Annotated in this window: 11 protein-coding genes; 7 read left to right on the plus strand and 4 right to left on the minus strand. The window is 40.9% G+C overall.

All coding sequences use genetic code 11. The features are described 5' to 3' along the window. Positions 1-127 precede the first annotated feature (127 nt). The 5 genes from ABTV71_RS17475 (at position 128) to ABTV71_RS17495 (ending at position 6,335) form a co-directional block, all read left to right on the plus strand. Positions 128-535, plus strand: a complete 408-nt coding sequence (locus ABTV71_RS17475) for a hypothetical protein (RefSeq protein WP_433900468.1) — start codon at positions 128-130, stop codon at positions 533-535. A gap of 9 nt (positions 536-544) precedes the next feature. Then, positions 545-1,789, plus strand: a complete 1,245-nt coding sequence (locus ABTV71_RS17480) for a 6-bladed beta-propeller (RefSeq protein WP_433900469.1) — start codon at positions 545-547, stop codon at positions 1,787-1,789. A 79-nt stretch (positions 1,790-1,868) separates the two neighbouring features. Beyond that, positions 1,869-2,993, plus strand: coding sequence for a 6-bladed beta-propeller (locus tag ABTV71_RS17485; protein WP_433900470.1), 1,125 nt, complete (start codon positions 1,869-1,871; stop codon positions 2,991-2,993). 5 nt (positions 2,994-2,998) lie between these two features. After that, the gene (locus ABTV71_RS17490; RefSeq protein WP_433900471.1) at positions 2,999-3,607 is read left to right on the plus strand and encodes a hypothetical protein; all 609 of its coding nucleotides are present in this window, start codon (positions 2,999-3,001) and stop codon (positions 3,605-3,607) included. Beyond that, positions 3,600-6,335, plus strand: coding sequence for a carboxypeptidase-like regulatory domain-containing protein (locus ABTV71_RS17495; protein WP_433900472.1), 2,736 nt, complete (start codon positions 3,600-3,602; stop codon positions 6,333-6,335). Before ABTV71_RS17490 ends, ABTV71_RS17495 begins: the two co-directional genes overlap by 8 nt. On the opposite strand, the gene ABTV71_RS17500 is transcribed toward ABTV71_RS17495, so the two are convergent. The 4 genes from ABTV71_RS17500 to dinB all read right to left on the minus strand — a co-directional run bounded on the left by ABTV71_RS17500 (position 6,332) and on the right by dinB (position 11,198). Then, positions 6,332-6,496 carry a hypothetical protein gene (locus ABTV71_RS17500; protein ID WP_433900473.1) on the minus strand — a complete coding sequence of 55 codons (165 nt, stop codon included), beginning with the start codon at positions 6,494-6,496 and terminating at the stop codon, positions 6,332-6,334. The genes ABTV71_RS17495 and ABTV71_RS17500 overlap by 4 nt on opposite strands. A 110-nt stretch (positions 6,497-6,606) precedes the next feature. Further along, complete coding sequence (locus tag ABTV71_RS17505; RefSeq protein ID WP_433900474.1) at positions 6,607-7,080, minus strand: hypothetical protein; 474 nt, start codon at positions 7,078-7,080, stop codon at positions 6,607-6,609. A gap of 19 nt (positions 7,081-7,099) precedes the next feature. Then, a complete protein-coding gene (locus tag ABTV71_RS17510; RefSeq protein ID WP_433900475.1) occupies positions 7,100-10,036 on the minus strand; it encodes a DNA polymerase III subunit alpha in 2,937 nt (978 codons plus the stop codon). Continuing rightward, the gene (gene dinB / locus ABTV71_RS17515; protein ID WP_433900476.1) at positions 10,017-11,198 is read right to left on the minus strand and encodes a DNA polymerase IV; all 1,182 of its coding nucleotides are present in this window, start codon (positions 11,196-11,198) and stop codon (positions 10,017-10,019) included. Before dinB ends, ABTV71_RS17510 begins: the two co-directional genes overlap by 20 nt. Positions 11,199-11,439: 241 nt before the next feature. Here dinB and ABTV71_RS17520 point away from each other — a divergent pair, with 241 nt between their 5' ends. Next, the gene (locus tag ABTV71_RS17520) at positions 11,440-11,832 is read left to right on the plus strand and encodes a hypothetical protein (RefSeq protein WP_433900477.1); all 393 of its coding nucleotides are present in this window, start codon (positions 11,440-11,442) and stop codon (positions 11,830-11,832) included. 168 nt (positions 11,833-12,000) lie between these two features. After that, complete coding sequence (locus tag ABTV71_RS17525) at positions 12,001-12,366, plus strand: hypothetical protein (RefSeq protein ID WP_433900478.1); 366 nt, start codon at positions 12,001-12,003, stop codon at positions 12,364-12,366. Positions 12,367-12,522: the final 156 nt, after the last annotated feature.

The raw sequence follows: 12,522 nt of genomic DNA on the forward strand, positions 1-12,522 counted from the left end.
TATTTCTGAACTGAATTTTTGAAACTTTTATTCAATAATTATTCTTATTGAGGATTTGTATAAGCATTCTATTTTTCTCTGACCAAAATAAATTAGCCTTTATTAATTATAAATAGAATTAAATATTATGAACTTTTTGAAAAAACTAGGTGTATTATCAGTTCTTACGAGCTGTTTAATTGTTGGGACAAGCTTTTCGGATGACCCCCCAGCCGGTACTATTAACTGCTCGATAACAAAAGTCGAATACAATCAGTATTCTCGAGTAGCAGAAACATTTGACGTAGATTGCCCAACATGCGAATTGACAGGGTCGCAAGAAATGTATGATGAAAAGGGCCGTCTGATAGGAACATTATATTCTTATGAACTTGGCTCAGAGCCAGTAGTTACAAAAGATATCACCTGTAGCGATTCAAAAGACAAGTTACAAAGTTGTACTCAAACAAGGGTTCGAGTTAATGGTTCGACCTGTATCGACCAATTTGTACCTTGTCGAGCAGAAGATAACCCTGAATGTTTTGAAACGAGATAATTATTCTAAATGAAATATTTATCTGTTACAGCGATTATTTTGTTTTTTATTTTTTTAGGGTGGGGATGTTCAAATTCTGTAAATCGGAATGCTGTTAATCAGCGTTCCGATTTACGTCTCCTAAAAATACAGCCAGATCAGCTTTTATCTCTAAGAACAAGTGATTTTTTAGATTCTGTAAAATTTATTCCATTGGAAACAACTCCTGAGTCGGAGTTCGCAGAAATATCACAGATCGAGATTATTGATAGCCTATATCTGATTCTGGACAGAATGTCTAATCAAATTTTATTTTTCAAAAAAGACGGAAAATTTGTTAGAAGAATTAGTCCAAAAAATCGGGACATACCTGTTCCGTATCATAGCATTGCAAAATTTTCATTAGATCCTAATCGCAAAATTTTATCCTTTTTAGACCAACAGAAGCCGAATGTTTATGAGTTTGATTTTTTTGGAAATTTTTTAAAAATGCGAGATAAAAAGCCGATTGATTATAACATTCGAGAATTTTATCATTTAGGTAAGTATACAATCAATTATTTTTCATATGAAAGTAGAAATTCGAATACAAATAGTTCGCCAACTATCGTCGTCAACGAAGGCGAAAAGGAAATAGATTCCTATTTATTTTTTGATCCTTCTACAATCTATTATAATGATATGTATGATGCTCGAAAGTATTTTTTTAGATCCAAGGAAAATTTGTTGTTTTCCCGCCCAGGTGACTATACTGTTTATGAATTCGACAAGAAGGGAAAAATAAATCGATATGTAGATATATGTTTACCAGAAAAGTTCAAACTACCAGAGGATTTTTTAACAAACAAGCAGTATAGTAACAAAAGACGTAAATATTTAGATTCCAGCAGATCTAAGGTGTATTTAATAACAGATTTTTATAAAGCGGGAGATATGCTCTCGTGTAGATTGATTGGTTCTAGGTATAAGAGTACATTTCTTTACTCCCTTAGATCTGAAGTTGCAATTGATTTCAGGAATTATCTTTCTGATTCCTCTACTTTTTTTCTACCTATTGCAAATAACACTGTTTTAGGAGTTGATTGTGATAGTTATATTTCGTCGGTTTCAGCTAGTCAAATTATACAAGCAATAACCCGTAATATAAAAATTCAAGGGTACTTATCCTCATTACCTGACCATTTGAATACATTGTATAAAAAAGGGAATAACCAAAATCCTATTCTAACGTTAATAAAACCCAAAAGTATAATTGTATATGACGATAAAAAGTAAAAAAGATACTTACTGTATTCTATTCGCTATATTGATTTCCTTTTTTCAAGTCTTAATATGCAGAGCCGACAGTAGATTCATGACGGATTCAGCAACAAAAACGCTCGAAATTCGAATAGATCCTGCATCAGCCAGTGCAGGAGCAGACGCAAAACTATTTGATTCTATTCGATATGTTCCTCTTGAAACGAATCGAAAATCCCAATTTTTAGCAATATCACAATTGGAGGTATCTAAAAATTACTATATTATTTTAGATGGAAATTTAAACACACTCTTCTTCTTTAGAAAAGACGGAAGCTTCAGTCATAAATTAGATAAAGACAATACTAATATGCCATTTAAGTCTATTTCTCGCTTTGCTATTGAAAAGACGAATGACATTCTTTCGTTTGATGATCATATGCTTTCACGGACATACACCTTGGATCTAAAAAGTAATGTTTTAGTGTACGCAGTACGGAATAGAAACTATAGAGATTATGTAACTTTCAATGGCTATCGACTATACTATCATCTTGATGATGATTTTAATTTTGTTAGTCTTGTTCGCTATGAAGAACAAACGGGGAAAAGACTTAATTCTTATTTACCAGCTGACACTGCGCGGAAAAATGTTTCATTGAGTGAAAGTAGGCTTCATTTCTATCATTCTGACAGAGGTAATATGCTTTTTACCAGACCATATGATTATTCAGTTTATGGATTAGACAGCGTTGCTGTGCCGTATTTAAGGTATAGATTCATATTACCATTGTCAAATATGCTTCCTATTGACTTTCTAAGTAATGCAGCATATCACAATCGGTGGAATGAATACTTACGGTTAAATAGGTCTATAATTTATTCAATACAAGGAGTCTACCAATCAGGAAGCTGGCTTACGTTCAATCTATTTCCCAATGCGAAAGGGGGTACTTTTTTGTACCATCTGTCGACAGGAGATTTATTCGATATGAGAAAAACAGAAGATCTGTCAACAGGCCTGCCTATTGTGGAGCGATTAAGCCCTGTAATAGGTATAGACCAGGGAGCATTGATCTCTGAACTACCTTTTCTTTCGTTAAAACGGAGATATGAAGAACTCTCAATGTCAGAACGGGAGAGCTTACTCCCTACTCATTTAAGAGCACTAATGAGTAGAAAATCACACAATATTATTCTAAGACTATCATACCTGAAACAAAACTATTCACCATATTAACTATCATGTTAAAGTACAAAATTCATATTTTCATACTTTATTTTATCATAATTACAGCTTTTGCCTATATAGGGGCCTCGTGGCTTCCACAATCCAAAGCAAAAAATAAGAATACGATAACAGCAAGCGACAATGGTAATTTTTTTTGGGATATCTATCCTGAGTTAGTCATTCCTAATACTGGGAAAACGGTAGAAGAACAGCTCAATATTGTGGATATAAATAATAATAAGATATCGATTAAGAAACTCTCTTCAAAACAACCTTTATTAGTATTCAGGTATTCTCAATATGATTGCCATCTTTGTATTAATCAGGTATTAAACAAGTTACAGACTTTTTTCGCAGGCAGTGAACATCATGTGTGCATGATCATAGATGGAATGAATCCAAGAGATTTTAGAATTAAATATAAAGATTTAGGACTAAAAATACAACCCTACTTTATTGAAGAACAAAATTTAGGATTGAGTTTGGAAAATAAGAATTTACCTTTCCTTTTTGTTCTGTCTCCTGATCCATTGAGAGTAGATAAAATATTTATACCTTTTAAAGAGTATCCTCATCAAACAGACGCCTATTTGAAAAATGTAAAAAGCATATTAAATGATTAGGTCTCTAATTATTTTATTTTTATTAGGTACACACATCATGGCCCTTTGCCAAACCACTTCCGACAGGAAGTTGGCTATATTGGGCTATGTTATTGACAGCGTGGCTAAGAAACCTATTGCTGCTGCTACGGTAAGCATATACCAAAAGAAAAATGGCAAAATATTACACTATGGATTTACGAATAATACCGGTTTTTTTACTCTTGCCAAGCTATCTTTCGTAGATTCCACTTTCCAAATCCGAATATCGCATATTGGATTTGACAAAGCTGAGATAGATATATCAGTGCCGGTTGGAAAGACAGAGATCAATATAGGTAACATCTACCTTAACAGGACTTCGAGGAGGATGGAAGAGGTCGTTATCAATCGCCCACCGATACTAATGAATAGCGATACCTTGGAAATAAATCCGGAAGCCTTTTTACTGCAGCCAAACGCTGTTGTAGAGGATCTCTTAACTAAAGTACCTGGAATTATCGTTTGGGGAGATGGTAAGATTACAGTCAATGGAAAGAACGTGGCTAAAGTTCTTGTTGAAGGCAAGCCTTTCTTTGGCCGAGACCCAGCTATCGCGACCAGAAATCTACCTTCTGATGCCATTGAAAAAGTGAAAGTCTATGAAAGCCCGCAAAATGCAGCCCATCAAGAAGAGCAATTCGAAATTGATATTATCCTTAAGAATAAGAAGAAAAGAGGTTTATTCGGAAAGGTTTCATTCAGTGAAGGCACTGAAGCACATAAAGAGGGAACATTTTTAGTCAATGTTTTTAACCCGAAAAATCAAATTAGTCTTTTTGCGGGCGGTAACAATACCAACAAAATTGCTCGTAATTTGAGCGATTTTCTGGCAGCAAATGTTTATAAGCGAGGGGGTGAGAATATTGAATCCAATACGCCATTGTTTGGGCAAACAGGTTTGAATAAATTTTTAATTGGAGGTGCTAAATTTGAACGAAATTGGAACAAGAAATTAAACACTGATATCCACTTGCTTTTGAATGACAGAAAATCAGAGAACATAACGGATATTCAGGAAATTCGAATCCTTGAGGGAGATCAGAAACAATATATAGCTGAAAAGCAGCAACACAATAGTGATGGAATCAACCAGTCTTACCTAGGTGTAATAAAGTACAAAAATAATAAATGGGATCTTCGTATCAATACAGAAGCTCAAAAGAACAAGACAAGTGGTAAGCAACGTTATAATCGGAATGTGATCGACCAGGGAAATCAACTGTTATCAAATTTAGATAAAAGCATTTATAGAGACGAAGACCGCCATAAAGGAAAACTGGATTTTAACTTAAGGCGGAATGATTCTATTGCCTCGAAGTTTGAACTGTATTATAAATTTGAAACGCAAAATAACCAACTTGGACAGCAAGAGGATATTTTTTTCAATAATGAAATCCCTCTCAGTCATCTAAAGCAAACAGACCAAAGCAATAATCGACATGAACTGGACGCCAATCTAGGACTTAATAATTTCGTAAAACGTGCGTTTAATTGGTACCCCAGCCTTATATTAGATATACGCAGTAATTTGATTCTAAATCAAATGAATGAAAATCAGCTTGACCTTTTTCTTGATACGTTAAAAGAAGCCTATACGATCAAAAACGAGGCAATTTCCTATAAAGACAACTTAAAGGAAGTCATATGGACGCCAGAGCTAAGCGTATCTAAAGGAGTTATCAAATCGACTGGGAAAGGTGTAAATAGCTTGTTTGTTACCACAGCGTTGGGCTTGCAGGCCTTGTCCCGAAAAAATGTTTCAAGCCATACGCTTCGGTCACTGGACCAATATTTTCTATCTACATTGCCATCAGCAACTGTAAGGTATGAGCGGGCACTTCAACTCTCAAATAAATCTTTAACCTTTGCTTATCGTTCACTGTTGAAACAGCCAGGGATTTATCAGTTGATCGCCTTAATAGATAGTACTCAGAAAGACTATAATCGTACTGGAAATAAGACCTTACGCGCTGAAGCACAATATCAATTTTCATTTGATTATATCGACTTGCGTTACGATAAGAATATGTCGCAACGTCTTCACATAGCCTATTCACTTCGGAAAAATGCGCTAACAGACAATATAAGCTATCTGTCAAACGGTGCAATACTTACCCAGACCGTTAATGCCACAGGACTACCCCTCATTGAGGGCAATTATCAATTTAAGATAGGCAAAAAAATATGGAATAAGCCCTTTAACATTGAATTGACAAGCCGACTCAATGCTAACCAATATTATTTTTTCAGCAATGGAGCGCGTTACAAAAGTTTGTCAACGGATTTGCAGCTCGAAACAAGGACTCAATATGGCCTACTTGAACAGCTGAAAATAGGATTGTCAGGTGCATTTAGCACAAACTGGAATAAAATAGGAATGACCAGGGTTCGGACAGGGGGGCATAATCTGAGTCTGGATGCTGTGTTGAACTGGCCTAGCCGAACGACCTTAATTAGTAGGTTGGCTGCTAAAAATTTTTATACTGTAGGATTGCCCTCAAACCAGCAGTATCTCTGGAATATCGAACTCTACTATCGGATGCTGAAAAAAGAGCAGCTCGAAATCAAGCTTTCTGCTTATGATATCTTAAAAAACAATCGAACAATCCGTAATATCTTAGAAGACAATGTTATTAGACAAGTCAATGTAAATAATATCCAGCAATTTTTTCTTTTCAGCCTCTCCTATTATCCCAGAATATTTTAAAGATCTGTGTTTTCTCCTTCTGTATATTCGTAACCAGCAGAAAGTATATCCAAGTGAATAGTATTGGAATTGTAATCCAATTGACGACGCTCGTCCCGCAGTTGCGGAAAGGTCTTTTTGATAATCTCAATATCGGTATGGAGGCTAATATCCCAGCACATGATGGTGTCCTTTCTTGTTTGGCTTTGATACGAATATACACAATTTACGCTGTAAATAGTGATCGATCTATGGCAAGAAAACAGGGCTTCTCGGTTCAGGCTGGATGGGGTTACCGAAGGATGTCTATAGCAAATACTTTCTTTTGGGTCTGCCCATCGCTAATGGTAACCACTACCCGGCCATATTCTAGAGAGAACAGAATGTCAATGGGATTTTTGCGCTGAAACCTGGTCTTGGTACGCAGGTAATTAACAATATTTTTTTCGTAGAGCTTGTGCATACGCTTATCCCAGTTTTTTTCCTTGATACGATTGAGAAAAATCCGATAGCCTGATCCTGTCTCCAGTAGACTTTCGATCTTATCGCCATCCTCGGGCAGCTGCATGGCTCTTCCCTCCTTTGCGCCCAGTTGATGGGCATGCTGATCGGCGCTTTCCTTATCATCGTAGGGCGTGAGCAGGAAGCCTGTTCTTTCCTTGACATCGGGCCACTCAAAGCGCTGCAGCACAAAGTCGGTATAACCGGACTCGACGAGCTCGCGAAAGGAGCTTTTGGTGACTTGTTCAAAGGGATTGTACAACATAGGACTAAGATAGGATTAATTATTCACTCCGCGGATCGGGCTTTAGCGACATCTTAGCACAGCGTATCACCTCGATCGATGGACAAGCATATTCCACAACAACTTTACCCTCGATCAGATAGATTCCAGCTCCTCTTAGCGGATATTTTACCAGTGTCTGTGGAAAGTGCACCGTATCAAAGAAACGTCCCTCGGCATCGAGGAAAGTGCCGAATTTCATTAGGTCGCCCCGCTTGGTCTTGACAAATTTCTCGCAGACAAAATCCCCTACCAGACGAACTATTTTTCCTTCATGCAGATGGAGTTCCCGAGCTGGCATATCGCCCCGATAATCGCTCTTGGCCAGATCAAACAAGGTACCAGTCACGCAAAAGCCGATCAGCTCGATCTCATCGTAATAGTCCTCCAGGATATCCTCCTCCAAAGGCGGAAGAATAGGTCGGCGGCTCTCGGTCTCAAATAGCGCCATGCCGACAGTGGCAGGTCTGTGCTTGCTCATTAGCAAATGAGCTTCCCAGAGCAATTGCTTCTTGCCTATCCCGGTAAACCGCAGGGCACCGACACGGATCAAGATAATGACCTGCTCGAGCCCCGTCTGCGTCCGCTTGATAAAGTCCTGCAAGCTTTGATAATGACCATTAGCATCCCGTTCTGCGATGATGCGATGGGCCAGTTTCCCTTCAAAATTGAGCAAGCAATCAAAGCCCAGATAAATATCCTTTTCCCGGATGGAGGTATTAAAGACCGACTGATTCACACAGGGCAAGCAGATATTGCCTCCCGATATCCGTGCCTCATTGACATAGACTTTGCGGTTGTAAAACCCACCATAATTGTTGAGCACCGCAACCATAAACTCCAGCGGATAATAGGTCTTGAGGAAAAGACTCTGATAACTCTCTACCGTAAAGGATGCTGAATGGGCCTTGTTAAAGGAATAGCCGGCAAAGCTTTCCATCTGCCGCCAGATCTCCCTGCTGACTTGCTCGTCATAGCCCTTGGTCTTGCAGTTGGCAAAAAACTTATCTTCGATCTCGATCAGATGGTCTTTGCTGCGATATTTGCCCGACATCATGCGCCTGAGCACATCAGCATCGGCCATATCGAGTCCACCGTAGGCATTGGCGATCTTCATCACATCTTCCTGATAGACCATCACACCGTAGGTCTCTTCGAGCTGTTCTTTAAACACCGGATGGGGATGGATAACCGTTGTGGGGTCATGATGCCGACGGATGTATTCGCCCATCATACCTGAACTGGCTACGCCCGGACGGATAATGGACGAGGCTGCCACCAGGGTCAGGTAGTCATCACAGCGCAGCTTGGTCAGCAGCTGCCGCATCGCCGGACTCTCGATATAGAAACAACCGATGGTATTGGCCGACTTGAGCTGTGCAGCGATCTGGGGATCCTCAAAAAACCGCTTTGGATTGTCGGTATCGATAACTACACCGAGATTTTCCCGCACAATGGAACGGCAATCTTTGATATGGCCGATACCGCGCTGCGAAAGGATATCAAATTTTTCAAAGCCAATATCTTCGGCCACATACATATCAAACTGCATGGTGGGCAATCCCTTTGGCGGATTGTCCATGGCGGAATAACAGGTCAGCGGTTCCTCGGAAATCAGTACGCCACTGGCGTGGATGGTGCGCTGATTGGGGAAATCGGCCATGCGGTTGTACACGCTTAAGATGGTGTTGGTCACCTCATTTTTGTTGAGCATATGCTCGGGCTCATGCACCAGGCGATCGATCTCGGCCTTGGGCAACCCGTATACTTTGCCCAGTTCACGCAGGATACTCCTGGAGCGAAAGGTACTCATGGCGCCCATCAAAGCGGTATGTCCTGTCTGATAGCGGTTGAAGATAAAATCATAGATCTCGTCACGCTCGTTCCAGCTAAAATCAATATCAAAGTCGGGTGGGCTTTTGCGCTTGGGGTTGAGGAAACGCTCAAAGGGCAGGTTGAGGGCAATGGGATCGACATCGGTGATGCCCAGGCAATAAGCAACGGCGGAATTGGCTCCAGATCCGCGGCCTACATAGTGGAAATTGCGCCCCCGGGCATAGCGGCAGATCTCGTCGGTAATCAGGAAATAACTCGAGAAACGGAGGTTTTCGATAATCTCGAGCTCACGTTGAATACGTTCGATAGCCACCCGGTCATTACGACCATAGCGCCTGGAAAAACCGTCCATACAGTACTTGTATAGCAGCTGCTTATCATTGTAGCGATTGCCGGTAAAGGTTGCCTTATTTTTGACGCTGGTAAAATCAAAACCAAAGGAACACTGCCCCAGGATACGGTTTGTATTGGCGAGCAGCTGCGGCAGTTCGGAAAACAGGCGCATCAGTTTGACCCGGGGGATAAATACCTCATCCTCGGCCGCGACCTGATCCGGATTGAGCTGCGAGATCAGCAGGTTGTTGTCAATTGCCCGCAGCTGCCGATGCAAGGTATAGTCGGCTTTGCGAAAACTGACGGTAGCCAGGATCACACAGCGATCGAGCAGTTTTCGATCCATGAGCTGGGCACGCGTACGTTCGCTTGGCCGGACGCCAATGTACTCGAAATCACGCAGTGGAAAGCTGTTGAGCTTGCGAAAGGGATAGATCACAAAGACCTGCTCAAAGTCTGGCGACCGCTCCGGTATGGGACGATTTTCCATATTGAGCTTGGTGCGGTATTCGTTGATCTCACGGAAGCCCTGTTCGTTTTTGGCAATGGCCACGAAACAGAGCTGATCGCCGCTGCGGAATTCCATGCCTGCAAGCAGGTTGAGCCCGGCTGCGCGGCCTAATTTGATAAAGTCGAGCGATCCGGAGCTGTTATTGATATCGGTGAGCACAGCGGTATCATAGCCCCCAGCGAGCATGCCCGAAATAAGATCCTGCAGGCTGAGGGTACCAAAGCGCAGGCTATAATAGCTATGTAGATTTAAGAGCATGCTCCCCCCCTTTCTCCGGCAGCGGTGCGCAGATGGCTTTCATCAAAAATTCAGCACCATAGCGTTTGCGGATCTTGTCCATGGCCTGCATCAGGTTGACCTCCTCGGCGCTATCGTCAAAGAGATCGGTCTGATAGGAACCATAGATCAGCCCCGAGAACTTGATCCCGATAAGACGGATCAGCATCCTGCGGCTATAGAGTTTTTTGAACAGGGAAAGCACCACATCCGTAAGTTTTCTGTCCGAATTGGTATAAGCGATCTGCAGCTGTTGGGTATGGGTATCGAAATTGCTATACCGGATCTTGAGGGTGACGCAGCTGGTTAGTTTTTGATCTTTGCGCAGGTCAAAGGCCAGGGTGTCGACCATACCGATGAGGGTACGGCGTAGCACATCTATATCGATGGTATCCTGCTGAAAGGTATTTTCTTTGGACATGGATTTCTGTTCACGAAAAGGTACCACCAGCGAATCATCCAGCCCATTGGCTTTGCGCCAGATATTGATCCCATTCTCCCCGAGGACCTTCTGCATCGTGAACACCTCCATCTGCTGTAAGGTACCGATTTTGGAGATCCCCATATTGCGGAGCAAGGTAAAGGACTTCTCGCCGACCATGGGGATCTTGCGGATAGATAGCGGTGCGAGGAAGCCTTTTTCAGTACCATTTTGTACCTGCTTTTCGCCACAGGGTTTGGCGGTCCCGGTGGCAATCTTGGACACGGTCTTGTTGACTGATAGACCAAAACTAATGGGGAGCCCAGTTTCTCTGATAATGCGCTGGCGGAGTTCCTGCGTCCATTTCCAGCAGCCAAAGAAGCGGTCCATACCGGAGACATCGAGGTAGTGCTCGTCTATACTGGCTTTTTCGACAATGGGGGTTTCCTCTTCGATAATCTGGGTGACGATACTGGAATACTGACTATAGCGATCGTGATCGCCCCGCACCACAACGGCTTCGGGACACATACGTAGTGCCAGCCGCATCGGCATAGCGGAATGCACGCCATACTTACGGGCTTCATAGGAACAAGATGCAACTACCCCACGGTCACTACTTCCTCCTATGAGCACAGGTACTCCGATGAGCTTGCTATTCTGCAAGCGCTCGACAGATACAAAAAATGTATCGAGATCACAATGTACTATACTCCTTTCCATGTCTTTCAATTGCCTAAAAAGCCCTGTATTGTGGCTTTTGATTTTTGGTAGTTGCTGCGCTCAAAAATACTAATATTATTAGCAAACAAACAAGAAGATGTTTTGGTTTAGTTTTTATCATATTCACAGTCAGCGATATAATTTGTGATGGGCGTCGCGTTAACTTTAGCTACTTTACAGAAGATTACACATTTTTTAAACATAAATTATTACTTTCGTTTAAAACATAGTTGACCAAACGATGAAAAGTCTAGCGCAAAATGGTCTAAAATGGTCTTATATTTTTAAGCATTGGATAGGTACTCTGCTGTTGGGTAATATACTTGTGTCTATATTCCCGGTATTTAATCGGTTAAATTCTGTAGATATCGGTCTGACAATACTAGTTTCGATACTTTGGCTTTGCTACAGCGCAATTTATTCTATTCCTACGTTGGTATGCTGTATATTGGCATTCAGCTGGTTTGAAGACAATATGCTCAATGTAAATTGGATCAAAATGACTTTAATACTGGTTATATTGGCTGGAATTACAATGACAGTAGCCTTAACAGTTGGCTCAATGGAAGTGGCGATATATTATTCGATCGCAGCAATAGTTACCGGGATATTATTTAAGATTGAGAAGGTATAATTAATTCGATTGCTATGTTAAAGAGAACAACTCATATCTTATTCTCAAAGGTGTTGTTTGCAGGCTGGGTGCTAAAACTTCCTCCACCGCTGTACGGACAGCAAAGTAATTTAGGGCTTTGTGTGAGCTGTAAGAGATACAGCGTAATGGGGATTATTCGTCTTTTAAATGAACAGGTCATATATTTTTAAGCATTGGCTATCAACTCTATTGATAGCTGCCGTCTTTTTACCTATCTATGGAGGATATGAAAATCATGCTATCCTTGGCGAGCTTTGGTTAGTCCCATATTTTTTGATCGGCGGGGCACTTTTTTCTTTACCCACATTATTCGCCAATGTGTTCGCATTGTTTTTATTGGGACGTTATAAAGTCAATGTAAAATGGGTAAGACCAATTCTTATATCACTTACAGTTATTGGTATCTGCTCGACATGCTATATATTATCTAAAACTATGGCCCTGGAATTGGTACTGTCTTATTGCGTTATCGCGGTAATTTGTGGATTGGTGTTTCAGGTTGAAAAGAAGTAATATGAATATCATCGGTCTGCCCAAGTAGATCTTTCATATCTATTTTGAATCCAGGAATATGACAGTATAAACATTGAATATCTTTAGCTTAATTTCAAATCTGGACTCCAAAGACAAAATAGCCTCCCTCAATCGGCAAAGCGAGGCAGTTTTGAC

The sequence above is a fragment of the Sphingobacterium puteale genome, from assembly GCF_050986225.1.
GTDB classification, from domain to species: domain Bacteria; phylum Bacteroidota; class Bacteroidia; order Sphingobacteriales; family Sphingobacteriaceae; genus Sphingobacterium; species Sphingobacterium puteale.

What these genes read in the sequence shown, in the direction of transcription:
- ABTV71_RS17485 (WP_433900470.1), top strand. Translation starts at nt 1,869, where the DNA reads ATGACGGATTCAGCAACAAAAACGCTCGAAATTCGAATAGATCCTGCA.
- dinB (WP_433900476.1), bottom strand. Translation starts at nt 11,198, where the DNA reads ATGGAAAGGAGTATAGTACATTGTGATCTCGATACATTTTTTGTATCT.
- ABTV71_RS17475 (WP_433900468.1), top strand. Translation starts at nt 128, where the DNA reads ATGAACTTTTTGAAAAAACTAGGTGTATTATCAGTTCTTACGAGCTGT.
- ABTV71_RS17505 (WP_433900474.1), bottom strand. Translation starts at nt 7,080, where the DNA reads ATGTTGTACAATCCCTTTGAACAAGTCACCAAAAGCTCCTTTCGCGAG.
- ABTV71_RS17480 (WP_433900469.1), top strand. Translation starts at nt 545, where the DNA reads ATGAAATATTTATCTGTTACAGCGATTATTTTGTTTTTTATTTTTTTA.
- ABTV71_RS17500 (WP_433900473.1), bottom strand. Translation starts at nt 6,496, where the DNA reads ATGTGCTGGGATATTAGCCTCCATACCGATATTGAGATTATCAAAAAG.
- ABTV71_RS17495 (WP_433900472.1), top strand. Translation starts at nt 3,600, where the DNA reads ATGATTAGGTCTCTAATTATTTTATTTTTATTAGGTACACACATCATG.
- ABTV71_RS17520 (WP_433900477.1), top strand. Translation starts at nt 11,440, where the DNA reads ATGAAAAGTCTAGCGCAAAATGGTCTAAAATGGTCTTATATTTTTAAG.
- ABTV71_RS17525 (WP_433900478.1), top strand. Translation starts at nt 12,001, where the DNA reads ATGAACAGGTCATATATTTTTAAGCATTGGCTATCAACTCTATTGATA.
- ABTV71_RS17490 (WP_433900471.1), top strand. Translation starts at nt 2,999, where the DNA reads ATGTTAAAGTACAAAATTCATATTTTCATACTTTATTTTATCATAATT.
- ABTV71_RS17510 (WP_433900475.1), bottom strand. Translation starts at nt 10,036, where the DNA reads ATGCTCTTAAATCTACATAGCTATTATAGCCTGCGCTTTGGTACCCTC.